Origin of the sequence: Rhizorhabdus wittichii (genome assembly GCF_017607425.1) — a bacterium.
Classification (GTDB): domain Bacteria; phylum Pseudomonadota; class Alphaproteobacteria; order Sphingomonadales; family Sphingomonadaceae; genus Rhizorhabdus; species Rhizorhabdus wittichii.
Genome location: NZ_CP059319.1, coordinates 5,259,739 through 5,282,420 on the forward strand (window position 1 = coordinate 5,259,739; position 22,682 = coordinate 5,282,420).

At 67.4% G+C, this 22,682-nt stretch carries 20 protein-coding genes; 7 read left to right on the forward strand and 13 right to left on the reverse strand.

The window, feature by feature from the left end:
- Nucleotides 1-19 precede the first annotated feature (19 nt).
- Complete coding sequence (locus HRJ34_RS25080) at nucleotides 20-280, reverse strand: hypothetical protein (protein ID WP_226948943.1); 261 nt, start codon at nucleotides 278-280, stop codon at nucleotides 20-22.
- Nucleotides 281-675: 395 nt separating this feature from the next.
- Between HRJ34_RS25080 and HRJ34_RS25085 the strand changes: the two genes are divergently transcribed.
- Nucleotides 676-1,359 (forward strand): GntR family transcriptional regulator, encoded by a 684-nt coding sequence (locus HRJ34_RS25085; protein WP_029993369.1) that lies wholly within the window; start codon nucleotides 676-678, stop codon nucleotides 1,357-1,359.
- Nucleotides 1,360-1,499: 140 nt separating this feature from the next.
- On the opposite strand, the gene HRJ34_RS25090 is transcribed toward HRJ34_RS25085, so the two are convergent.
- On the reverse strand, nucleotides 1,500-2,513 hold the full coding sequence (locus HRJ34_RS25090; protein ID WP_016746998.1) for a LacI family DNA-binding transcriptional regulator: 1,014 nt from the start codon (nucleotides 2,511-2,513) through the stop codon (nucleotides 1,500-1,502).
- 233 nt (nucleotides 2,514-2,746) lie between these two features.
- Between HRJ34_RS25090 and HRJ34_RS25095 the strand changes: the two genes are divergently transcribed.
- Nucleotides 2,747-4,123: an MFS transporter gene (locus HRJ34_RS25095; protein WP_208632775.1), complete on the forward strand. Its 1,377-nt coding sequence runs from the start codon at nucleotides 2,747-2,749 to the stop codon at nucleotides 4,121-4,123.
- A 52-nt stretch (nucleotides 4,124-4,175) separates the two neighbouring features.
- On the opposite strand, the gene HRJ34_RS25100 is transcribed toward HRJ34_RS25095, so the two are convergent.
- Both HRJ34_RS25100 and HRJ34_RS25105 read right to left on the reverse strand, forming a co-directional pair.
- Nucleotides 4,176-5,234 (reverse strand): sugar phosphate isomerase/epimerase family protein, encoded by a 1,059-nt coding sequence (locus HRJ34_RS25100; RefSeq protein WP_208632776.1) that lies wholly within the window; start codon nucleotides 5,232-5,234, stop codon nucleotides 4,176-4,178.
- A 17-nt stretch (nucleotides 5,235-5,251) separates the two neighbouring features.
- Nucleotides 5,252-6,652 (reverse strand): Gfo/Idh/MocA family protein, encoded by a 1,401-nt coding sequence (locus HRJ34_RS25105; protein ID WP_226948945.1) that lies wholly within the window; start codon nucleotides 6,650-6,652, stop codon nucleotides 5,252-5,254.
- Here HRJ34_RS25105 and HRJ34_RS25110 point away from each other — a divergent pair.
- From HRJ34_RS25110 to HRJ34_RS25125, 4 genes are all read left to right on the forward strand, one after another.
- The gene (locus tag HRJ34_RS25110; RefSeq protein ID WP_226948946.1) at nucleotides 6,637-7,239 is read left to right on the forward strand and encodes a gluconate 2-dehydrogenase subunit 3 family protein; all 603 of its coding nucleotides are present in this window, start codon (nucleotides 6,637-6,639) and stop codon (nucleotides 7,237-7,239) included. The genes HRJ34_RS25105 and HRJ34_RS25110 overlap by 16 nt on opposite strands.
- On the forward strand, nucleotides 7,236-8,918 hold the full coding sequence (locus HRJ34_RS25115) for an FAD-dependent oxidoreductase (protein ID WP_208632777.1): 1,683 nt from the start codon (nucleotides 7,236-7,238) through the stop codon (nucleotides 8,916-8,918). The genes HRJ34_RS25110 and HRJ34_RS25115 overlap by 4 nt, the downstream gene beginning before the upstream one ends.
- A 306-nt stretch (nucleotides 8,919-9,224) precedes the next feature.
- Entirely contained in the window at nucleotides 9,225-11,381 is a 2,157-nt protein-coding gene (locus HRJ34_RS25120) for a TonB-dependent receptor (protein ID WP_208632778.1), read from the forward strand.
- Nucleotides 11,382-11,461: 80 nt separating this feature from the next.
- Nucleotides 11,462-12,211: a 3-keto-disaccharide hydrolase gene (locus tag HRJ34_RS25125; protein ID WP_041379144.1), complete on the forward strand. Its 750-nt coding sequence runs from the start codon at nucleotides 11,462-11,464 to the stop codon at nucleotides 12,209-12,211.
- A 16-nt stretch (nucleotides 12,212-12,227) separates the two neighbouring features.
- On the opposite strand, the gene HRJ34_RS25130 is transcribed toward HRJ34_RS25125, so the two are convergent.
- Nucleotides 12,228-12,635, reverse strand: coding sequence for a Dabb family protein (locus HRJ34_RS25130; protein WP_011952470.1), 408 nt, complete (start codon nucleotides 12,633-12,635; stop codon nucleotides 12,228-12,230).
- A 233-nt stretch (nucleotides 12,636-12,868) separates the two neighbouring features.
- Here HRJ34_RS25130 and HRJ34_RS25135 point away from each other — a divergent pair, with 233 nt between their 5' ends.
- Entirely contained in the window at nucleotides 12,869-13,828 is a 960-nt protein-coding gene (locus tag HRJ34_RS25135) for a sugar phosphate isomerase/epimerase family protein (protein ID WP_011952469.1), read from the forward strand.
- A 24-nt stretch (nucleotides 13,829-13,852) separates the two neighbouring features.
- Here the strand turns inward: HRJ34_RS25135 and HRJ34_RS25140 are convergent, their stop codons facing one another.
- The 8 genes from HRJ34_RS25140 to HRJ34_RS25175 all read right to left on the reverse strand — a co-directional run bounded on the left by HRJ34_RS25140 (nucleotide 13,853) and on the right by HRJ34_RS25175 (nucleotide 22,682).
- Nucleotides 13,853-14,707, reverse strand: a complete 855-nt coding sequence (locus HRJ34_RS25140; RefSeq protein WP_029993378.1) for an aldo/keto reductase — start codon at nucleotides 14,705-14,707, stop codon at nucleotides 13,853-13,855.
- Entirely contained in the window at nucleotides 14,704-15,327 is a 624-nt protein-coding gene (eda, locus tag HRJ34_RS25145; RefSeq protein WP_208632779.1) for a bifunctional 4-hydroxy-2-oxoglutarate aldolase/2-dehydro-3-deoxy-phosphogluconate aldolase, read from the reverse strand. The genes HRJ34_RS25140 and eda overlap by 4 nt, the downstream gene beginning before the upstream one ends.
- On the reverse strand, nucleotides 15,324-16,292 hold the full coding sequence (locus HRJ34_RS25150) for a glucokinase (RefSeq protein WP_208632780.1): 969 nt from the start codon (nucleotides 16,290-16,292) through the stop codon (nucleotides 15,324-15,326). Before HRJ34_RS25150 ends, eda begins: the two co-directional genes overlap by 4 nt.
- Nucleotides 16,293-16,297: 5 nt before the next feature.
- On the reverse strand, nucleotides 16,298-18,118 hold the full coding sequence (gene edd, locus HRJ34_RS25155; protein ID WP_208632781.1) for a phosphogluconate dehydratase: 1,821 nt from the start codon (nucleotides 18,116-18,118) through the stop codon (nucleotides 16,298-16,300).
- A gap of 88 nt (nucleotides 18,119-18,206) precedes the next feature.
- Nucleotides 18,207-19,664: a glucose-6-phosphate dehydrogenase gene (gene zwf, locus HRJ34_RS25160; protein WP_208632782.1), complete on the reverse strand. Its 1,458-nt coding sequence runs from the start codon at nucleotides 19,662-19,664 to the stop codon at nucleotides 18,207-18,209.
- Nucleotides 19,665-19,781: 117 nt separating this feature from the next.
- Nucleotides 19,782-20,738, reverse strand: coding sequence for an acetamidase/formamidase family protein (locus HRJ34_RS25165; protein ID WP_011952463.1), 957 nt, complete (start codon nucleotides 20,736-20,738; stop codon nucleotides 19,782-19,784).
- Between the two features lie 13 nt (nucleotides 20,739-20,751).
- Nucleotides 20,752-22,161 carry an amidase gene (locus HRJ34_RS25170; RefSeq protein ID WP_208632783.1) on the reverse strand — a complete coding sequence of 470 codons (1,410 nt, stop codon included), beginning with the start codon at nucleotides 22,159-22,161 and terminating at the stop codon, nucleotides 20,752-20,754.
- Nucleotides 22,158-22,682 (reverse strand): cupin domain-containing protein, encoded by a 525-nt coding sequence (locus HRJ34_RS25175; RefSeq protein ID WP_037505728.1) that lies wholly within the window; start codon nucleotides 22,680-22,682, stop codon nucleotides 22,158-22,160. Before HRJ34_RS25175 ends, HRJ34_RS25170 begins: the two co-directional genes overlap by 4 nt.

A 22,682-nucleotide genomic window follows, 5' to 3' on the forward strand; every position in this document is an offset into this window, starting at 1 on the left:
TCCTCCTTACATCACAACCTCAAATCTGTGCCATTGGCGCTGACGGCGGACAGGCGCTATAGCCCTCCTCTTCCGCCCGAACGCCGGCCTGGAACACCGTCCAGTCCATCAGCAGCATGTCATGATAGCTGTCGCCCAGGGCCGCGCCCCATGTGACGGCGACATATTCGGGCCGGAACCCCGGCGCGATCAATTCCGGCGGTAGCTGAGATGCCCGATTGGCAACCCCGGCCGCATCCATCGGAATGGGGACGATCACCTTGACACGTTTGTCGCTCACAACCGCTCCCTATTTTGTATTCGAGAAAGCTAATGTGCACAAAATTGCCTGTCAACATATCTACGGAAATTTAGAAGCCCGCCCTTCCAGGGCTTTGCTGAGGCCAGAATATGCCTATTTTTCTGGATATTCCGTCGGACCTTCTCCCTCTGCGCTGGAAGGGAGGAGAGTTTTAGATGTCAGCAATGTGCACAAAATTGTTTCGTCGGACAATGGAATACCTTGGCTGAGACCCTCGAACGCCATATGTCCCGATGGGAGCCCAGCGTGGAGATCGGCCCGTGGCGGCGACCGGACGTCCAGCCACGCCGTTCGAACGAAAGGTTGGAAAAGCATAGGCGAGATTGTTAAGGGCTGCGCGCTCGATCGGCGAGTTGAGCCCCCCGGGAGAAGACATGTCCAAGGCATCCGATCAGGCCTATGCCGAGATCCGACGGGGAATTCTGTCGGGACATTTTCCAGCCGGACAGTTCGTGCCCGAGGACGAGTTTGCCCAATATTGCGGCATGTCCCGAACCCCCGTGCGGGAGGCGATCGCCCAGCTCGTTGCGGAAATGCTGCTGCAGCGGTCCGATACCAACCGTGTCTTCGTACCGACCTGGTCGGACGACGACGACGAGGAGCTGTTCACGCTGCGGGCCTATCTGGAGAGCCACTGCGCGCAGCGCGCCGCGCGGTTCGTCACCGAGGAGCAAATCGCCGAGCTCAAGGAGCATTACGAGTTCATCGAGCGCGCGATCAACCGGCCCTCCGGCGCCAGCGTCACGGATTTCGTCGAAGGCAATCGACGCTTCCACCGCGTCTTGATGAGTGCCGCTCAGTCCGAGCGGCTAAACCAGCTGATGCGCCTCATCGTCAGCCAGATCGTGGTGCACCGCACCGCCGAGCGTTATACCGCGCTGGACATGGTCCGCAGCCAGGGCGACCATCGCGACCTGATCACCGCGCTGGAAATGCGGGACGCCGAATGGGCGGGGTCGATCGTCCACAACCACATACGCCGGGCGGCGAGCGCCTATCGCCAGTATCGCGACAAGCATTCGGGCCTGATCGATGGGGCCGGGACACCCGCGAGGTGATTGCATTGGTGTGAACCGTCGGGGGACTTGCGCCCTTCATGCCAGGCGACACCGGTGTTGACGAGGCCGGCCTTCGCGCATGAAACTACGGCGGCGGCAGGTCTGAAGCCGGCGCAGTGGCAAACGGATGCCGGGGTGAATCAGCGGAGGACGGGAGCCGGACCGGTGCTGCCGCGCACGACCAGTTCATGGTCCAGCGTCACCACCCGGGTTTCGGTGGCGGTGCCGTCGATGATGGCGAGCAATAGCCTGACGGCGGTCTTGCCGATCAGTTCCATGGGCTGGCGCACGGTCGTCAACGGCGGATCGAGATAGCGGGCGTAGCGGATGTCGTCGAAGCCGACGATCGACAGGTCGCGCGGGCACTCGAGATCATAGGCGCGACACGCGGCGAGCGCGCCCACCGCCATCTCGTCGCTGAAGCAGAAGATCGCGGTCGGACGCGCGGGCAGGGCGAGGAGGCGCTCGGTCTCGCGCTGCCCGGCCTCGATCGTGTAATCGGCATGGCGGATCAGCAGCTCGGTCTCGCGTCCCGGCGTCTCGGCGGCGCGCTTCACCCCGGTCAGCCGGTCGCTGGTGATGTTGCTTTCGACGGGGCCGGTGATGATGCCGATCCGCCGATGCCCCATCGACTGGAGCAGCGCCATCGCCTCCTGCGCCGCGCGGACATTGTCGATATGCACGCCGGAAACGCCGAAGGCCGGGGAGAAGTCGCAGCTGTTGACGATCGGCGCCCGAGGCCCCTTGTCCTTGACCGCGTTGACCAGCGTCACCGGCATGCGGTGGCCGAGGAAGATCACCCCGTCCACTTCCTTGCGCTGGAGCATGTCGGCGAACTGGGCTTCACGGTTGGCGTCGTCGCGGGTGTCGCCCAGCAGCACCGAATAGCCGGCCTGTTCCGCCATGTCCTCGGCCCGGCGCAGGACCTCCGAGAAGAAGGGATTGGAGACGTCGGGCACCATCATGACGATCTTCGAGGTGCGCAGCATCCGCAGGCTCTTCGCCGCGAAATTGGGAGCGTAGCCGAGCTCCTCGATCGCGGCCTGCACCTTGGCGCGCGTTTCCGGGACGACGATGTCGGGATTGCTGAGCGCGCGCGACACGGTCGCCGTCGAAACGCCCGCGCGGGCCGCAACCATCTTGATCGTACTCATCGCCCCTCCCGCCGACCCTGATGCCGCATGTAATGGATCCCACATGCGGATCAAAGCCGCATCGACGGCCAGTCGCCATTGAATCCCCGATAAAGTCAACGCCCGGAGAAGGAGGCTTGACGGAAGCGATGGCATGCGCAATTCGTTCTGTAAAGCATTACATAAATATGGGAGTCGTCGGAATGGAGGGGACGGAGTCGAGAGGGCGCTTGTTCGCCGGCAGCTGTGCCGCCGTGACGGCGCTGGCGTTCAGCTTCGCCGCGATGAGCGGCGTGATGTACGACCTCAAGGGCGAGTTCCTCCTCGACAATGCCCAGGTCGGCCTGATCGGCGGCGCCGCGCTGTGGGGCATGGCGATCTCGCAGATCGGTTTCTCCTCGTTGTGCGACGTGTTCGGCATGCGGAACCTGATGCGGCTTGCCTGCCTCGGCCATGTCGGCGGCGTGCTGCTGTTCGTCACCGCCGGCAGCTTCGCCGGGCTGTTCGCCGGCGCCCTCGTGCTGGCGATCGCCAACGGCATGGTCGAGGCGGTGTGCAATCCGCTGGTCGCCACGCTGTATCGCGACCGCAAGGCGGCGATGCTCAACCGGCTCCACCTCTGGTTTCCGGGCGGCATCGTGATCGGCGGGCTCGCCATCTGGGGCCTGGACCTGCTCGCCGTCGACTGGCGGGTGAAGCTGATCGCGGTGATCGTGCCGGTGCTCGTCTATGCGGGGCTGCTCTGGCGTGCCCATTTCCCGCCGACCGAGGCGGCCGAACATGGCGCGCCGCTGGGCGATGCGTTCAGGGCGGTCGCGTCGACCCCGATCCTCTGGCTGTTCCTGATCCTGATGATGGTGACGATGAGCCTCGAACTGGGGCCGAACCGCTGGATTCCCGCCGTGCTGGAGGCCGGCGGCTTGCCGGGCATCCTCGTCCTCGTGCTGATCAACGGGGTGATGGCGCTCACCCGCGCCAACGCCCATGCCATCCTCGATCGCGTCTCGCCGCCGGTGCTGCTGACGGGGTGCGTCGCGGTCGCCGGGGTCGGCCTGCTGGGGCTGAGCTTCGCGCAGGGGCTGGCGCAGACCGTCGCCGCCGCGCTGGTCTTCGCCATCGGCATATCCGTGGTCTGGCCGACGATGATGGGCTTCGTCGCCGAACGGGCGCCGCGGACCGGGGCGCTGGGGCTCGGCCTGATGGCGGCGGTCGGCTCGCTGGCCGTCGGCGTGGTGACGACGCCGCTGCTCGGCCGGGTCGCCGACGCGCATCTGCTCGACGCGATCCCGCCGGCTGCCGTCCGTGCCGTCGCCGCCGATGCGCAGGAGCGGACCGGCCCGCTGCAGGGCGCCGCGCGCGCGATCGTGGACGGGCGGGCGTCACCCGAGGCGACACGCGACTTCCTGCGCCGCGCCACGGCGGGCGAAGCGGGGCCGGCCGTCGCCGCCACCGCCGCGCCGCTGCTCCATGCCGGCGAGAACCGCTCGGGCCTGCTGTCCTTCCGCTATCTCGTGCCCTTCGCCGCGCTGGTCTGCCTGCTGCTCGGGACGGTCGCGCTGAACGATCGGCGGAAGGGCGGCTATGCCGCCCAGGCGGCGCGCGCCCGGCTCGACGGGAACGCCTCCGCATAGGACGGTCTACGCTTCGCCGTCCGGCCGGGGCCGGGCGGCGGGCAAGGCGATTTCAGAGGCCGAGAATCCGGCGATTGCGCTGATCGTCCCGCGCGCCGCCGCCGACGAAATCGTCGAAGCTGTGCCCGGTGACGGGAATGATGTGCCGCCTGACGAAGGCCGCGCCCTCGCGCGCGCCGACCGCCGAGTCCTTGAGGGCGCATTCCCATTCGACCACGGCCCATCCGGCAAAGTCATATTGGGCGAGCTTGGAGAAGATCGCGCCGAAATCGATCTGCCCGTCGCCCAGCGACCGGAAGCGGCCCGCGCGCTCGGTCCAGCCCTGATAGCCCCCATAGACCCCGCTGCGCCCATCGGGGCGGAACTCGGCGTCCTTCACATGCATCATCCTGATGCGGTCGTGGTAGATGTCGAGAAAGGCGAGATAGTCGAGCTGCTGCAACAGCAGGTGGCTCGGATCATAGAGGATCGATGCCCGGCGATGATGGTCCACGGCGTCGAGGAAGCGCTCGAAGCTCGCGCCGTCGTGCAGGTCCTCGCCGGGATGGATTTCGTAGCACAGGTCGACGCCCGCATCCTCATAGGCGTCGAGGATGGGCCTCCAGCGACGCGCGAGCTCGGTGAAACCCTCCTCGACCAGTCCCGCCGGCCGCTGCGGCCAGGGATAGACCATCGGCCATAGCAGGGCGCCCGAGAAGGTCGCCGATGCGTCGAGGCCGAGGCGCCGGCTGGCACGGGCGGCGAGCCGCAATTGATCGGTCGCCCATTCCAGCCGTTCGCCGTCCGAGGCCTTGCGCAGCGGCTCGGGGAGAAAGGTCTCGAACAACGGGCGGACGGCCGGATGAACGGCGATCATCTGGCCCTGGATATGGGTCGAAAGCTCGGTGACGACCAGGCCATGATTCGCCAGCAGGCCCTTGAGATCGTCGCAATAGGCGTCGCTTTCCGCCGCCAGCGCCAGATCCATGCAGCGCGCGTCGTTGGAAGGAAGCTGGACGCCGACATAGCCGCAGTCGGCCACCCAGGGCGCGATCGCCTCCAGCCGATCGAACGGCGCGGCGTCGCCCATGAACTGGGCCAGGAAGAGGGCGGGGCCTTTGATGGTGCGCATGTCCGACTCCAGGGCGATCAGCTCTTCACCGCGATCCAGCCGCGGGTTCGGCTGCTTTCGAGAACGGCCTCGACGAAGGCGAGGCTGCTCAGGCCGCGATCGATGCCGGGCAGGGGGAACGGACATTCGCCGATGCCCCGGAGCCGCCATGCAAAGGCGCGATACAGGTTCGCCAAGGCTTCGATATAGCCTTCGGGATGACCGCCGGGCAGCCGCAGGGCCGCGCGCGCGGCGGGATCGGTCATCATCGCGGGATTGGCAGAGATGGTCGTCGCGCGTCCCGCCGCATCGGTGAGGATGATCTGGGACGGCTGCTCCTGCGCCCAGCGCAGCGACCCTTTCGAGCCGAACAGTGCCACCTCGAACCGATTCTGCTCGCCCGCGCAGACCTGGCTGGCGACCAGCGCGCCGCGCGCGCCGCCAGCCATCCGCAACAGCACGCCGCCGTCGTCGTCGAGCCGCCGGCCCGGCACGGCGGCCTGGATGTCGGCCATCACCTCGGCGATCGGCTCGCCCGACAGGAACTCGATCATGGTCTGGGCATGGACGCCGATGTCGCCGAAGCAGCCGCTGGCTCCCGAACGGGTCGGGTCGGTGCGCCACGCCGCCTGCGCATTGCCCTGCTGCTCCGCGCGTTCGGCCAGCCATCCCTGGGTATAGCTGGCGGAGACGCGGCGCAGATCGCCGATGGCGCCGGCCGCGATCAGCGCGCGCGCCTCATGGACCATCGGATAGCCTTGATAGGTATAGGCCATCGCCACCCGTTCCGGCTGCGATGCGGCCAATTCGACGACCAGGCGGGCTTCGGCGATATCGCGCGCGAGCGGCTTTTCGCAGAACAAGGCGAAGCCCCGTTTCAGGGCCGCCGCCGCGACCTCCGCATGGACATGATTGGGCGCGACGATGCTGACCAGCTCCGCTCGCTCGTCCTCGGGCAACGCGGCTTCGCGATCGAGCAGCGCGATCGCGTCGGTCGAGCTGCGCGTCGCGGGAACGTCCGTTTCCTCGGCGGTGCGCCTGTTGCGCGCCTCGTCCGGGCTGAAAGCGCCCGCGACCAGCCGGACGAGGCCGTCCAGCGAAGCCGCGCGCCGATGGACCGGCCCCATGAACGAGCCCGGACCGCCTCCAATCATAGCCATTCGTACCGGATTCATGGCCAACCCCTTTCCTGGGCTTTCCTCTACGGGGCAATGTAAACAATTACAATAGTTGCGAACGACAGGCTTCTGTGTGACCGGGAAAATCAGCGGATATCGTGAAAGAATCGCCAAAAATAGGTCGTGCTTGACAGCCGACTTAGGCGGACGCATGATGAAATCGGTTTCATAAAGATCGTCAGGGGCGCGATCCGGCAGCTTCGACCTGCATCCTCGTCGCCCAAGTCGGACAAGCAGGAACGCGGATGGCAGAGGATCCATTTTCCCCTTCGATCGAGAGCCTGGCGCATGTGCCGCTGGGCCGACGCGGCTTCATGGGCGTTGCGGGCGGGGTGCTGGGGGCCGTCTGGATGTCCGGCCTGCTCGCCGGGCCGGTCGCCGCCGATGCGGGTTCGGCGCCTCTCTTCCAGCGGCTGGGCGAGATCGTGCTCCCTGCCACCGGAACGCCCGGGGCGGGGGCGGCGGAGGTTTTCGCCTTCGCCTCGCGCGCCGTGGAGAAGGGCCTGTTCGGCGTGCCGGCCGATCTGTTCGCGCGCCTGCGGGCCGAACTGGATGCGCGCGCGGGCGGCGATTTCCTGCGCCTTCCGGCCGCCCGGCAGGAGGCGCTGGTCGCCGCGCTCGACGCCGAAAGCTACCGGCCGGGCACCATGGGGGAAAGCCCGTGGTGCATGACCAAGGCGCTGATTCTCGTTGGCTATTATACCGGCGAGGCCGGCGGCTCCCGGGAACTGGACTATCAGCCCGTGCCCGGCCGCTATGATCCCGATATCCCGACCGGCAAGGGTTATCGGGCGCTTTCCAACGACTGGACCGGCCTGTCGATCAGGAAGGAAGTGACCCCGTCATGAGCACGCAGTTCGACGCGATCGTCGTCGGTTCCGGCATCAGCGGGGGATGGGCCGCGAAGGAGTTGACGGAGCGTGGCCTGACGGTCCTGCTGATCGAGCGGGGCCCGATGGTGGAGCATCAGGTCGACTACAAGACCGAGATGCTGGCGCCGTGGGAGCTGCAATATCGCGGTCAGGGCGATGCCGAGCTGTTCGCGCGCGATTATGCGATCCAGAGCAAGGGCATGTCCTTCAACGAATGGACCTACCGGCACTTCGTCAATGATCGCGAAAATCCCTATCAGACGACGGCGGAGAATCCGTTCCAATGGCGGCGAGGCTATCAGCTCGGCGGCAAGTCGCTGCTGTGGGGCCGGCAATGCTATCGGTGGAGCGATCTCGATTTCGGCGCCAATGCGGCCGACGGCCATGGCTGCGACTGGCCGATCCGCTATCAGGATGTCAGCCCCTGGTATGATCATGTCGAGCAGTTCATCGGCGTTTCGGGATCGAAGGAAGGGCTGCCGCAGCTTCCCGACGGGCATTTCCAGAGGCCGATGGCGATGAACGCCGTCGAGCTGGCGCTGAAGGCCAGGCTCGAGGCGGCCTATCCCGACCGCAAGCTGGTGATCGGCCGCAGCGCCAACATGACCGAGGAGAAGGAGGGACGGTCGGCCTGCCAATATCGCAACATATGCGCGCGCGGCTGTTCGTTCGGCGCCTATTTCAGCACGCAGAGCTCGACCTTGCCGGCGGCGCGGGCGACCGGCCGGCTCACCCTGATCACGGACAGCCTCGTCGACTCGCTCGACTATGATCCGAAGACGCGGCGCGTCTCCGGCGTACGGGTGCTGAACACCGCGTCGCGGGAGCGGAAGATCTACACCGCCAAGGTCGTGTTCCTCTGCGCCGGCACGATCAACAGCGTGAGCGTGCTGCTGCGCTCGGCGAGCGCCGACCAGCCCAACGGGCTCGCCAATGGCAGCGGAACCCTGGGGCGTTATTTCATGGATCACGCCCTGACGATGTCGGTTGTCGCCGAAGTGCCCGGCTTCCTCGATCATGGCTATTTCGGCAATCGGCCGAACGGCATCATCGTGCCGCGCTACTATAATCTCGACAATCGGCAGGGCGATCTGGTGCGCGGCTATTCCTATCAGGGCGGCGCCTACCGTCGCGGCTGGACGCGCGGCGCGAACCGGGCGGGGGTGGGCAAGGCCTTCAAGCAGGAGCTGCACGCGCCGGGCGAATGGAATTTCCTGCTCGGCGCCTTCGCCGAATGTCTTCCGCGCGCGGAGAACCGCATCTCGCTCGATCCGGCGATGACCGATCCGTTCGGCATCCGTCAGACGCGCATCGACTTCGTCTATGGCGACAATGAGCGGCGCCTGCTGGCGAAGGCGGGGCAGGAGGCCAAGGATATGGTGGCGTTGCTCGGCGCGAAGCTGGTCAGCTATTCGGAAGACCCGGGCCCCGGCGGCACCGCGGTGCACGAAATGGGCGGCGCGCGCATGGGCCGTGACCCCGCGACGTCGGTGCTCAACGCGCATAACCAGGCGCATGACGTCGCCAATCTGTTCGTCACCGACGGTGCCGCGATGGCGTCGTCGGCCTGCCAGAATCCGTCGCTCACCTACATGGCGCTGACGGCACGCGCGGCTGCCCATGCCGCCGAGAGGGTGCGGCAAAACGCAATATAGAAGCTTCATGGAAAATGGGGCTTCCATTCTGTGGCAAAATGAGTGATGTAATCGTTACCATTGCCGCGTTGGTTCGATGATGTTGGCAAGTGGATAAGAAAATACGGCCCGGTTCCGGGCTAAAATGTAATCGATACCATATGTAGGGAGGAGGCGCGGGGCATGAACGGGACGCGAATCTCAGTCGAACGGATGTGTCGGATGACCCGTTACGGACGGGCCCTGCCGACATCGGACGGATTTCGGCCGGCCCGCCATGGCGCTTCCCATCGATTTGATTTTATCAGGGTTGGAAAGGGGAACCTTATGAAGAGCTTCAAGTCGTTCGGCGGCAAGCGCGGCCTGCTCGCGGGTGCCGCGATGGTGATGGCGGTGATGATGCCGGGGGCCGCGATGGCCCAGGAAGCCGCCGCCGCCGACGAGGGCGGCATCGGCGAGATCGTCGTGACCGCAGAGAAGCGCGAGACGACCGTCCAGAAGACGCCGATCGCCGTCTCCGTCCTGGATGCGGACGCGATCCGGCGGAACGGGGTGAACAGCCTGGTCGATCTGTCGTCGCTGACGCCGAGCCTCAACTTCGCGCAGAATTCGGTCAATACGATCATCACCATCCGCGGCGTTTCGAGCCGCGACACCACCGAGATCGGCGACCCGGCGGTCTCGATCGCCATCGACGGCTTCTATTATCAGCGCCCCTTCGGCTTCAACGACACGCTCTACGATCTCGAGCGCGTGGAGGTGCTGCGCGGTCCGCAGGGCACCCTGTACGGCCGCAACGCGACCGGCGGCGCGATCAACTTCATCACCGCGAAGCCGGGCAAGGAGTTCGGCGGCTTCGCCACCGTGGGCGTCGGCGACTATAATCTCGTCACCGCCGAGGCCGCGGTCAACGTTCCGCTGGCCGACAATCTCCAGACCCGCGCGTCGGTCTACATGCAGAAGCGCGACGGCTATCGGAAGAACAACTATGCGGGCAAGGACGGCGACGATGCCGACGCCGTGTCGGCGCGCTTCCAGGTCAAGTTCGACCCCACCGAGCGCCTGTCCTTCCTGTTCTCCGCGCAGACCACCAGCATCGGCGGCGTCGGCCCGACCTTCTACGGCGTGCTGTTCAACGGTCCGGTCAACAACAATGTCCGCCCCGCGATCGACCGCGACGGTTCCGTCCTCGGCTCGCCGCGGCAGAGCATCGACGGCACCAACAAGTCGATCCAGCTCACCGCGACCTATGATTTCGGCATCGCCACGCTCACCTATCTCGGCGGCTTCCGGAACCAGAAATATCGCCAGGTGCGCGATCTCGACGGCGTCGTGAAGTCCGACGCCTATTTCCTGCCGAGCGAGGATGCCCGCGACTGGCAGCATGAGGCGCGGCTGACCTCGAACGGCGACGGCCCGTTCAAGTGGCAGGCCGGCGTCTTCTATTTCCACGAGAAGAACAACACCAACACCGACTTCTCCAGCTTCACCAACCCGATCAATCCGGGCCAGCCGGTGGCGCGTTTCGCCTTCCGCTATCCGAGCGTGATCGCGCGATCGAAGGCGGTCTTCGGGCAGGCTTCCTATGAAGTGGTTCCCGGCCTGTCGCTGGAGGCGGGCATCCGCTACTCGAAGGACTACAAGGCGCGTCGCGGCTATTCCAACACCACCGGCACCGCCTATACCGGCATCGGCAACGTTCCGACCGACGTGAACGCGAGCAGCAGCAAGACCACGACCCATTTCGCGGTGAACTGGCAGTTCACCCCGCGCAACCTGCTCTATGTGAAGCGCGATACCGGCTACAAGGCGGGCGGCTTCAGCGACGTCCAGAATATCGGCAACGTGCCCTACGGCCCGGAGAACATCACCTCCTATGAGATCGGTTCGAAGAACCGCTTCCTCGACAACCGGTTGCAGCTCAACGTCTCGGCTTATCGCTACAACTACAAGGATCAGCAGATCAGCCAGTTCAACAATGGCTTCACCGCCATTTTCAATGCCGGCAAGTCGCGGATCAAGGGTGTCGAGGTCGAGGCGGTGGCGCAGCCGGTGCCGGCGCTGCGGTTCGACGGATCGATCGCCTATCTGGACGCGAAGTTCATCGATTTCCTGGTCAGCAACGTCCAATATGCCGGCAATAAGCCGCCGAGCTCGCCCAAATGGCAGCTGGGCGCCGGCCTCCAATATGAGCTCGCCCTGGGCGACGGCACGCTGACCCCGCGCGTCCAGACCCATTATGAGAGCGAGTCCTACCTCGCCTTCACCAATTTCGAGCGCGAGCGGAACCGCAAATTCTCGCGCACCGACCTGATGCTGACCTACAACGCCCCGGACAATCGATGGAGCCTGCAGGGCTATGTCCGCAACCTCGAGAACAAGATCGTGATCACGGCGGCATCGGCCAGCGGTCTGTTCGGAGCCTATACCTATCAGCTGGCTCCGCCGCGCACCTATGGCGCGCGGCTCACCTACAACTTCTGATGGGCCTCCGGTCGCTTTCGCGAAAGCGGCGGCGAGGCGGCCGGGCGGTCAGGGCATCATGCGCCCTGGCCGCCCTGGCTTTGCTGGGGAATGCCTCGCCAGAGGCGTCCGCGTGGCGGCCGCTGTTCAACGGCCACGACCTCGACGGCTGGGTCGCCAAGATCAACCATCATCCGCTCGGCGACAACGCCCACGGTACCTTCGTGGCGGAGGGCGGCATCCTCCACGTCCGTTATGACGGCTATCGCGGCTTCTTCGACGAGTTCGCGCATCTCGTCTATCGGCAGCCCTTCTCGAGCTATCGGCTGCGCTTCGACTATCGCTTTGTCGGCGTCGATACGCCCGGCGGCCCGCCGTGGAGCAAGCGCAACAGCGGCGTGATGATCTACGGCCAGGCGCCGGAGACCATCGGCCGCGACCAGCCCTTTCCCATCTCGATCGAGATCCAGTTGCTCAACGGCGAGGGCGCCGACCAGCGCACGACGGGCAATATCTGCACGCCGGGCACCAATGTGGAGATCGGCGGCCAGCGCGCGACCAGCCATTGCGTCCTCTCCGTCTCGCGCCCCTATGCGGGCGAGGACTGGGTCCATGTCGAGATCGAGGTGCGATCCGGCGGCCGCACGGTCGTGGAGGTCGACGGTGTCGAGGTGGTCCGTTTCGACAAGCCCGAGCTCGACCCCACCGATCTCACCGCCATGCCGATCTATCTGGCGGGCGGCGCCCGTTCGGTCGCGCTGACCTCGGGCTATATCTCGCTCCAGGGCGAGGGGCATCCGATCGATTTCCGCCGCATCGAGATATTGGAACTGGCTGGCGGCGCGCCCTGACGGGTGGACGCCTCGTTCATTCGATCGCTTCGGAATCATAGACGACGACCCGCTCCCAGAGCGGCGAGCATTCGTCGACGAAGCGCAGGTGGATCGGGTCGACCTGATAGGCGTCCTGATCGGCCTTGTCGTCGAACGTCAGCATCCATGACACTGCGTAGGAGCGGTCGATCACCTCGCGATCGGTTGCCGCCGGGACGCCGATATGATGGGTTCGGATCGTCTTGACCGCCGCCAGCTTCCGGAGGCCGTCGATCAGGCGCGCCCTGTCGCCGGCATCGCCCGGCTGCTTGAGCCAGAAATAGACATGATGGACGAATTTCTGGGGAAGCTCGGCCGATCGGGCAGGGGTGGCCATCAGGCTGGTTGCGGCCAGGCCGGCGACGATCGCACCGATGATCCTTCCATGGGCTCTTTCCTTCACTGGCCTGTCCTCGCATGTAACCGATTACGATCATCAACGCGCAGGGCGCGCGTGTCAATGAAGCCAGGACTGGGATAGTTTGAAGATCTCCGGAGATATTGACATTTGGGCTAAGTCGATAGACGTTGATAACGATTACATATGCCAACGAGAATATGGCATGGACGGGCGCACCGGACGCGCGGCACAACGCCGGCGCCCGGTGGCCGGACGGGTTTTTAGGGAGCCGAACGATGATGATGGACAGAAGGCGTTTCCTCTCCAATGCGGGCGCGGCAGCCCTGCTGCTCAGTGCCGCGCCATCGCTCGCCCGTTCGCGGGCAAGGCATTTCGGCGTCCAGCTCTTCTCGATCCCGAAGATGCTGGAGCAGGACTTCGCGAAGGCCATCGGCTTCCTCGCCAAGCTCGGCTATCGGGAGGTCGAGACCTACGGCCCCTATACGTTCAGCGATCCCACGCAGATCGCGCATTGGAAGCGCATCACGCCCGAGCTCGGTTTCTCGGGCAGCGGTTTCTTCGGCAAGACACTGGCCGAGGCGCGCACGATCCTGAAGGCCAACGGCATCTCCGTTCCGTCGATGCACACCGACCTGCTCACGCTGCAAGGCCGGATGGGGCCGCTGGCGGAGGCCGCGCATCAGTTGGGCGCCACCTATGTCACCCTGCCGTCGATACCCGCGGACCATCGCCAGACGCTCGACGATTACAGGCGCACGGCCGACATCTTCAACCAGGTCGGGGCCGACGCCATCAAGCATGGCGTGAAATTCGCCTATCACAATCATGGCTATGGCCTGAAGCCGGTCGATGGCCAGGTGCCGCTCGAACTGTTGCTCAAGGCCACCGATCCGACCAAGGTCTTCCTCGAGCTGGACCTGTACTGGACCGTTGCCGGCGGCGCCGATCCGATCGATCTCCTGAGGCGCCACAGCGGCCGCTATAAGATGATCCACCTGAAGGACATGAAGGAAATCCACCATTTCGAAGGTGACGGCGGTACGCCGGACCAGTGGATCAAGATGTTCCCCTACATGACCTATCTGGGCGACGGCGCGATCGACCTGCCGGCGGTCCTCGCCATGGCCGAGACGTCCGGGGTCGAGCATTATTTCGTCGAGCAGGATACCGTCGCCGATCCCGAGACCGCGCTCAGGAACAGCGCCGGCTATCTGCTGAAGCAAGGTTTCAAATGATCGAGGCGGATCGGCCGGGGCGCTTCAGGGAAGCCTCCGGCCGATCGCCGCTTCCAGCAGGCGGTACCAGTCCTCGCGGGTCCATCTGACCTTCCTGGCATCGGCCGCCCGCCGGATTCGCTCGGGCGATTGGGACCCGACGATCGGGATCACGCCGGCCGGATGCGCCATCACCCAGGACAGGGCGATCGCGGCGACGTCCACGCCCTGCTGCCCGGCCAGCGCGCCGAGGGTCTCCGCCAGCCGATCGGTGCAGCCCGCCAGCCGCCCGCCGCCGAGGGGCGACCAGGCGAGGACGGTCATCCCCTGCGTCATCGCATCGTCCAGCGTGCCGTCGTGGAGGGGCTGCGGATGCCACAGGGAGAATTCGGGCTGCGTCGTCAGGATCGGCGTCCTGGCGAAGGCCCGTAGCGCCGCCAGTTCCGACGGCGCATAGTTGGACACGCCGACGGCCCCGACCTTTCCGCTGTCCACCATCATGTCCAGCGTGGCCGCCAGTTCGTCGGGCCGGGTGAGCCAATCCCGGCGGTGGATCTGGTACAGGTCGATCCGTTCGACGCGCAGGCGCCGCAGCGAGGCCTCCAGCGCCTCCAGCAGATGGCTTCGCGAGCTGTCATAGGGGATGCCGGGGCGGATGCCGCCCTTGGTCGCGAGGCAGATATGATCGCGCAGGCCCGGCCGGTCGCGCAGCATCTCGCCCAGAAGCGCCTCCGCGGCGCCGAAGCCTGCGGAATCCGTTCCATAGATGTCGGCGGTGTCGAACAGGGTGAAGCCAGCTTCGATCGCCGCGTCGATGCGTTCGAGCGGATGGCTGCCATCCTCGCACAGCCGCCAGCTTCCCCAGCCGATGTCCGAAGCCAGAGGATGGAATGTCATCATGCCCCTCGATATTTGGCGAGCGCGGCCGCTGCCTTGGCGCGTCGCGTGATCTCGGCGGTGTCGGGCTTGCCGGGCGGGACGATCCAGGAGCCGCCGACGCACAGCACCGCGTCGAGCGCGAGCCAGTCGGGCGCATTCGCCTCGCTGATCCCCCCGGTCGGGCAGAAGCGCGCGGCGGCCAGCGGCGCGGCCAGCGCCTTGAGCGCCGGCACCCCGCCATTGGCCATGGCCGGGAAGAATTTGAAATGGGTCAGCCCCATGTCGAGCCCGCGCATGATGTCGCCGGCATTGGCGGTGCCGGGCAGGAAGGGCAGCCCGCAGCCGATCGCCGCATTGGCGAGCCGGTCGGTCAGCCCCGGCGAGACGAGGAAGCGCGCGCCCGCGTCGACGCTCGCCCTGACGTCGTCCGGGTTGAGCACCGTCCCCGCGCCGACCACCGCGCCCTCGACCTTCGCCATCTCCCGGATCACGTCGAGCGCGACCGGCGTGCGCAGCGTCACCTCCAGCGCGGGCAGCCCGCCCTCGACCAGCGCCTCCGCGATCGGCCGCGCATGTTTCACATCATGCACCACCAGCACCGGAATCACCGGCGCCAGCGTCATCACCTGATCGACCGTCATCTTCGTCCATCCTCCTGATAGGCGGCCGCCGCGCCGAGCAGCCCCGCCTGCGCGTGGCGGGCGAGGCGGACCGGGAGCTGCGCCATGCGCGTCTCGAAACGGCCCTTGGCACGGAAGCGGTCGTGGAACAGCGGGCTTTTGAGCCGGGCCTCGATCCGGTTGGCGAGCCCGCCGGTGATCACCACGGCGTTGGCGCCGTGCGCGAGCGCGAGATCGCCCGCGACCGCGCCCAAGGCCATGGTCAGGCGGTCGAGCGCCTGCGCCGCCAGCGGATCGTCGCCGCCGGTCGCCGCCTGCCACAGCGCGGCGTCGTCCCGCGGCACGATCGCCCGGCCGTCGATCATCGCCAGCGTTTCGTGGATGGCGGCGAGCGCCGGTCCCGAGACGATCCGCTCGACCGACACCCGGCGATGGCGTGCGCGCAGCCGGGCGAGCAGCGTCTCCTCGAAGCCGTCGAGCGCCGCGAAGTCGACATGCCCGCCCTCGGTCGGCAGCACGATGCGGCGCCCGCGCCGGCGCAGCAGCTGGGCGACGCCGAGCCCGGTGCCGGGCCCGAGCACGGTGGTGACGCCCTCATCCGGCAGCGGCCCTTCCGGCCCGCCGAGGGGGACCAGCTCGTCGCCGTCGAGCACGCCCACCGCCGCCGCCATCGCGGCGAAGTCGTTGTACAAGGCGACCCGCTCGATGCCGAGCTCGCGCGCGACAGTCGCCGGGCGGATCGTCCAGTCATTGTTGGTGAAGCGGATCAGCTCGCCCTCGACCGGCCCCGCCACGGCGATGCTCGCGACCGACGGCGGCGCACGGCCGAGGTCGCGCGCGAAGGCGGCCCAGGCGGCGGGGAGCCCCGAGAAGTCGGCGGTCTTGTAGACGTGGACCGTACCCAGCGTCGGACGCCGCTCGTCGTGCAGCTCCGCCACCGCGAAGCGCGCATTGGTCCCGCCCAGGTCGACCGCGACGATGGTCATCGGCCTCACAACCCTGCTGCGTCGAGCATGGCCGAGGCGCCGCGCTCGGCGGTGTCGGCGCCGGCGCGCATGAAGGCGAACAGCTCGCGGCCGGTGCCGGGCTGCCGGGGCGGCGGGGCGGCAGGCTCGCGCGCCTCCCATTCGGCCGCGTCGACCAGCGCCAGTATCTCGCCCCGCTCGGCGCACAGCCGGACGACGTCGCCGTCCCGCAGCTTCGCGATCGGGCCCCCGGCGAACGCCTCCGGGGTCAGGTGGATCGCGGCGGGCACCTTGCCCGAGGCCCCCGACATCCGACCGTCGGTCACCAGCGCCACCTTGTGGCCCTTGTCCTGGAGCACGCCCAGCGGCGGGGTGAGCTTGTGCAGCTCGGGCATGCCGTTCGCCCTCGGGCCCTGGAAGCGCACCACCACCACCACGTCGCGGTCGAGCTCGCCCGCCCTGAACGCCGCCGTCACCTGGTCCTGGTCGTCGAACAGCCGCACCGGCGCCTCGATCGTCCAGCGCGACCGATCGACCGCGCTGGTCTTGAAGGTGCCGCGCCCGAGATTGCCCCGCACCAGCCGCATGCCGCCGTCGGGCAGGAAGGGATCGGCGTGCGACCGCAGCATCGCCGGGTCGAGCGGCGCGGCGGGCGCGGCGGCCCAGGCCAGCGCCTCGCCGTCGAGCAGCGGCTCCCGCGCATAGGCGCCGAGATCGTCGCCCGCCACGGTCAGGATGTCGCGGTGGAGATAGCCGCCGTCGAGCAGCGTCGCGATCACATAGGCCATGCCGCCCGCCGCCTGGAAATGGTTCACGTCGCCCGCGCCGTTGGGATAGACCCGCGCGATCAGCGGCACCGCCGCCGACAGCCGGTCGATGTCCTCCCAGTCGATCATGATCCCCGCCGCCCGCGCGATCGCGGGCAGGTGGATGACATGGTTGGTCGAGCCCCCGGTCGCCAGCAAGCCCACCGCCGCGTTGACGATCGCCTTCTCGTCGACGCACAAGCCCAGCGGCCGATAGTCGCCGCCGTCCCAGCCGATCTCCCCCAGCCGGTGGACCGCCGCGCGGGTCAGTTCCTGCCTGAGCTTCGTGCCCGGGTTGACGAAGGCGGCGCCCGGCATGTGCAGGCCCATCACCTCCATCATCATCTGGTTCGAATTGGCGGTGCCGTAGAAGGTGCAGGTGCCCGCGCCATGATAGGAGGCGCTCTCCGCCTCGAGCAGCTCGGCGCGGCCGGCCTTGCCCTCGGCATAGAGCTGGCGGACGCGCTGCTTCTCCTTGTTGGCGAGCCCCGAGGGCATCGGCCCGGCCGGCACAAGGATCGTCGGCAGATGGCCGAAGCGCAGCGCCCCGATCAGCAGGCCGGGGACGATCTTGTCGCAGATGCCGAGCAGCGCCGCCCCCTCGAACATGCCGTGGCTGAGCGCCACCGCCGTCGACAGCGCGATCGTGTCGCGGCTGAACAGCGACAGCTCCATGCCGCGCTGCCCCTGCGTCACCCCGTCGCACATCGCCGGGACCCCGCCGGCCACCTGCGCCGTGATCCCCGCCTCGCGCGCCCACAGCTTCATCCGGTCCGGATAGCCGCCATAGGGCTGATGCGCCGACAGCATGTCGTTATAGGCGGTGACGATGCCGATGTTCATCGCCCGCCCCTCGCGGATCGCCGGCTTGTCCTCTCCGCTCGCCGCGAAGCCGTGCGCCAGGTTGCCGCACGACAGCCGCGGACGGTCCACCCCCGTATCCCGCTCGCGCGCGATCAGCTCCAGATAGGTCCGGCGGCCCGCCCGCGACCGCTCCACGATCCGAGACGTCACCGCCTCCACCGCCGCATGCAGGCTCATCGCCCCGCCTCCGGCGCTTCCCTCAATCCGATCATCTTCCCGTCCTTTGAGGTCCTACCTACGCGAAGCGTGGGGAGGATTTCATCAATCAATCATGCCACGTGACGCCGTCGCGTTCGGTGAGGGCGATGGCGGCGGAGGGGCCCCATGTTCCGGCCATATAGGGCTTGGGCTTCATGGCGTTGGCGGCCCAGCCGTCGCGGATGGCGTCGACCCATTCCCACTGCGCCTCGACCTCGTCGCGCCGCACGAACAGCGTCTGGTCGCCCTCGACCAGGTCGAGCAGCAGCCGCTCATAGGCGATCCGCCGCCGGCTGTCGGCGAAGGCGTTCGGCATCGATATGTCGAGCGGCACCTCCCTCAGCCGGATCCCGTCGCGGTCGAGCCCCGGCTCCTTCGCCATCAGCAGCAGCCGGACATTCTCGTCGGGCTGCAAACGGATGATCAGCTTGTTGGGTTGCAGCACCGCGCCCCGCCCGTCGAAGATCGAGTGCGGCACCCCCTTGAACTGGATGAAGATCTCCGACTGACGGCTCGGCAGCCGCTTGCCCGTGCGCAGGTAGAAGGGAACCCCCTTCCACCGCCAATTGTCGATGTTCGCCTTCAGCGCGACGAAGGTCTCGGTGTCCGACGGCTTGCCCAGCTCGTCGACATAGCCCGGCACCGGCCCGCCCGCGACCGCGCCGGCGCCATATTGCCCGATCACGCTGTGGCTCGCCGCCGTCGCCCGGTCGATCGGGCGCAGCGAGCGGAACACCTTCACCTTCTCGTCGCGCACCGCCGCCGCGTCGAACCGCGCCGGCGGCTCCATCGCCACCAGCGCCAGCAGCTGGAGCATGTGGTTCTGCACCATGTCCCTGAGCGCCCCCGCCCCGTCGTAGAAGCCGACCCGGCCCTCCAGCCCGACCGTCTCCGACACGGTGATCTGGACATGGTCGATCCCGCCCTCGCGCCACAGCGGCTCGAACAGCCCGTTGGCGAAGCGCAGCGCCAGCAGGTTCTGGACCGTCTCCTTGCCCAGATAATGGTCGATCCGGAAGATCCGCTCCTCGGGGAAGACCGATCCGACCGCGTCGTTGATCTCGCGGCTCGACGCCATGTCGTAGCCGAGCGGCTTCTCCAGCCCGATCCGCGCCCCGTCGCCCGCCAGCCCCGCCTTGGCGAGACCGTCGATCGTCGCCCCGAACAGCGACGGCGCGGTCGACAGGAAGATCGACAGCCCCCGCTCGGTCGACCCGACCTTCTCCGCGAGCGCGGCAAAGTCGCCCTCCTTCGAGGCGTCGACCGGGACATAGCCGACCCGCGCGAGGAAGCCGCCCAGCGCCGCCTCGTCGAGCCGCTCGGCCGGCACGAAGCGGCGCAGCGCCTGCTCGACGAACCCCCGGAACGCCGCGTCGTCATGCCCGCTGCGCGCCGTCCCCACGATCGCCAGACCCGACGGCAGCAGCCCATCCGCCGCCAGCCCGTACAGCGACGGCAGCAGCATCCGCTGCGACAGGTCTCCCGTCGCACCAAACAACAGCAGCTTCTCGCTCGGTGCCGTCACCCAATATCTCCCCGAGACCCGGTCGACTGTCGGATCGCGACGGCTGATATACTGTAATCGATTACAAAATCAATCCGCACGGATGGCGCGAAATTGGTCCTGCGCCGGCGCGGGCAATCAGAACAACAGCCCCTTCCGCAACATGCCGTGGACGCCCTTATGCCCGTTGACGACCTGGGTGACCCTGAAGTCCACGGCCAGGGAGCAGAATTGATAGGCCTCCTCGCGAGAGAGGTTTGTCCGGCTGCAGATCAGGGACAGCATCTCGCGCAACGCCTGCTTCATCGCCTGATCCAGGTCCTCGTTCATGCCCATGCTGATGAAGTGGGTCGGGGTTTCCGCCCTGGGGAACCGCAAGCGGGGCTTCTGCAATCCGCCGCCCTTGTGCAGGATCAGGGTGAAGCGGCCGGTGAGGCAGGTCTCGAGCGCGGTGACGCAGACTTCGCCATCCCCCTGCAGGCCATGGCCGTCGCCTGCGGAGAACAAGGCCCCTGCGACATGCACCGGCAGGAACAGGGTGCTTCCGGCCGTCAGTTCCTTGTTGTCGATGTTTCCGCCGTGGACCCGGGGCTCCTTCGAGGAGATGCGCCCGAATGCGACCGGCGGCGCCACGCCCATGACGCCGAAGAACGGCGCGGTCGGAAGGTCGAGGCCCCACGGCAGCTTCGCCAGCCCCCGCGCGCGATCTATCGGCGTACGGGTGATGACCGTCTCCGGGAATTCTTCCGGCAGGGCGCCGTCGAGAGGGCGTATGAAGGTGTAGCCCCAGTCCGAGCCGAGCTCGACGGCCTCGATTCGTACCTCCAGCATGTCGCCGGGCTCGGCGCCGACCACCTCGACCGGGCCGGTGATCGTATGTCCGGCCATCCGCGGCAGGTCGGCCGCGATGATGCGGTTCAAGGCAGGCGGGATGGCGATGCCGGAATCCGCCGGCGGCAGATGTTGGCGCCAGCCCGACACCGTTTCGATCACCACCGTGTCGCCGGGATCGATGCTGAGAACCGGTGGAAAGCTCGCGTCGAACATGCCGATCCGAACCGTCTCGGGCGTCGCCGCCAGTTGGTGCAAGGCCACGGGAACGTTCCTCTCAGATGTGAGCCGGGACAGGCGCGACGGGGGGCCTGCGTTCAGCCTGGCCAAGCATGGCTTCGAGCGCCGCCGAAGCCACCAGGAGCCGCCTCTCTCCGAACCAAGGCCCAACCAGTTGCAGTCCGACCGGCAACCCGTCGTCGGTGAAGCCGGCCGGCGTCGACAGCGCGGGGTGTCCCGACAGGTTGAAGGGATGCAGGGCGACCGCCCAGGCGGGATAGCCGCCGGGGTAGCCGGGATCGATCGAGTCGAGCCGGGGCGCCGTCGTCGTCGTGGTCGGGGTCGCCAGGATGTCGAAGCGTTCGAACAACGCCTGCACGGCGCGGAACAGGGCGGTGCGCCGATCATGGGCCGCGAGCCACTGGACGGCCGACCAGCCTCTGCCCTGGACGATGCAGTCTCTCAGCGTCGGCGTCATCCTGTCGCCGGCAGTGTCCAGGATATGTCCGTAGCGAGCGGCGCGCGCCGTGCTGGCCAGCACGGCGTAGACGGCATAGAGCCCCTCGAAGCAAGGAGCGGAAAGGGTCTCGACCTCGGCGCCTGCGTTCGCAAGTGCGCCGACCGCGCGCTCCGTGATCGCGGCCGTCACGGCATCCGTGCGGTGCTCCCCGACATGTGGCAGCCAGCCGATCCGCATCCCCTGCACGGCGACCGGCGCGTCCGCCGGTGGTGGTCGCAGGGCGAAGGGGTCTGCCGGGGAGGGACCTTCCATCACGGAAAGCAGCAGGGCGAGGTCGTCGGTGTGCCGCGCCATCGGGCCGATATAGGCGAAGTTGCCGAATCCGTCCGGCATGGCTTCGCCCGGAATTCGCCCCAGCGTCGGCTTGAGGCCAACGACCCCGTTCCAGGAGGCGGGACAGCGTATGGAGCCGCCGCCGTCCGTGGCGATGGCGAGGGGTGCGATGCCGGCGGCCAGGGCCGCCCCGCCGCCGCCGCTGGAGCCGCCCGGGGAATGAGCGAGGTTCCAGGGGTTGTGCGTGACGCCCTGGGCATTGTTCACGGTCAGCACCTTGTGGGCGAATTCCGGAAGGGTCGTCTTGCCGATGATGACTGCGCCGGCCGCGCGAGCCCGCGCGACCGCGATCGCATCCCGGTCCGGGATGACCGGCTCGATTGCGATGGAGCCATGTCCAAGCGGCAACCCCGCGACGGCGACGTTGTCCTTGACCGTGATCGGCACGCCGTGGAGCGGCCCAAGCCGGTCCCCCGCCATCACGGCCGCCTGCGCCCGGCGCGCTGCCGTGCGCGCCTGGTCCGCGGCGAGGTGGGCGAAGGCGTTGAGCGACGGGTTGAGTTGCTGGGCGCGGTCGAGCACCGCCTCGACCGCATCCACCGGCGAAAGCTCCCGCGCCGCGATCAGGCGCGCGAGCCGGGTGGCCGGCAGAAAGCAGACCTCTTCGGAGGTCACGGGCGCGGGTTGCCGGTGATCTTGCCATTCTCGTCGAGGTCGAAGCCGCCCGCGCGCGCGGCGTCGCGAACCTCGCCGATCCAATCGACCTGACCAGGATCGTCGCCGCCGATGACAACCAGCATCATGGCGTCCTCCGCGCTCTCGTTGCGGAAGCCGCGCAGGACGCCGGTGGGCAGCGAGATCACGTCGTATTGTTCGAGGGTCAGTTCATGTTCACCCTCGTCGCCCCATTGCACCGAGAAGCGGCCGGTGAGCGGCATGAAGACCTCGACGGTCTGATGGCTGTGGAGCGCGCTGCCCTTTCCCGGCCCCGCCCGGACGATCGAGAGGTGGAAGCCATCCGCCGGGATCGGCGGACGCACGCTTGGATCCTCTGCGACGCCGTTGCCGATCATGCTAAAGAGCTCGCGCTGGAACTGCGGCATCACCGCGTCGATCAGCGGCATCTGGCTGGGTCTGGTTTCCCGGAAGATGGCGACCCGTTCGCGCATCTGTTGCGGGGTCACTTGAGGGCGCAT

Bases quoted from the DNA above. Each gene is read 5' to 3' on its own strand.
- HRJ34_RS25090 (WP_016746998.1), bottom strand. From the start codon at position 2,513: ATGAGTACGATCAAGATGGTTGCGGCCCGCGCGGGCGTTTCGACGGCG.
- HRJ34_RS25110 (WP_226948946.1), top strand. From the start codon at position 6,637: ATGGCAGAGGATCCATTTTCCCCTTCGATCGAGAGCCTGGCGCATGTG.
- HRJ34_RS25085 (WP_029993369.1), top strand. From the start codon at position 676: ATGTCCAAGGCATCCGATCAGGCCTATGCCGAGATCCGACGGGGAATT.
- eda (WP_208632779.1), bottom strand. From the start codon at position 15,327: ATGACGGTCGATCAGGTGATGACGCTGGCGCCGGTGATTCCGGTGCTG.
- HRJ34_RS25105 (WP_226948945.1), bottom strand. From the start codon at position 6,652: ATGGATCCTCTGCCATCCGCGTTCCTGCTTGTCCGACTTGGGCGACGA.
- HRJ34_RS25140 (WP_029993378.1), bottom strand. From the start codon at position 14,707: ATGATGACATTCCATCCTCTGGCTTCGGACATCGGCTGGGGAAGCTGG.
- HRJ34_RS25175 (WP_037505728.1), bottom strand. From the start codon at position 22,682: ATGCGCCCTCAAGTGACCCCGCAACAGATGCGCGAACGGGTCGCCATC.
- HRJ34_RS25150 (WP_208632780.1), bottom strand. From the start codon at position 16,292: ATGACCATCGTCGCGGTCGACCTGGGCGGGACCAATGCGCGCTTCGCG.
- edd (WP_208632781.1), bottom strand. From the start codon at position 18,118: ATGAGCCTGCATGCGGCGGTGGAGGCGGTGACGTCTCGGATCGTGGAG.
- HRJ34_RS25100 (WP_208632776.1), bottom strand. From the start codon at position 5,234: ATGCGCACCATCAAAGGCCCCGCCCTCTTCCTGGCCCAGTTCATGGGC.
- HRJ34_RS25115 (WP_208632777.1), top strand. From the start codon at position 7,236: ATGAGCACGCAGTTCGACGCGATCGTCGTCGGTTCCGGCATCAGCGGG.
- HRJ34_RS25135 (WP_011952469.1), top strand. From the start codon at position 12,869: ATGATGATGGACAGAAGGCGTTTCCTCTCCAATGCGGGCGCGGCAGCC.
- HRJ34_RS25120 (WP_208632778.1), top strand. From the start codon at position 9,225: ATGAAGAGCTTCAAGTCGTTCGGCGGCAAGCGCGGCCTGCTCGCGGGT.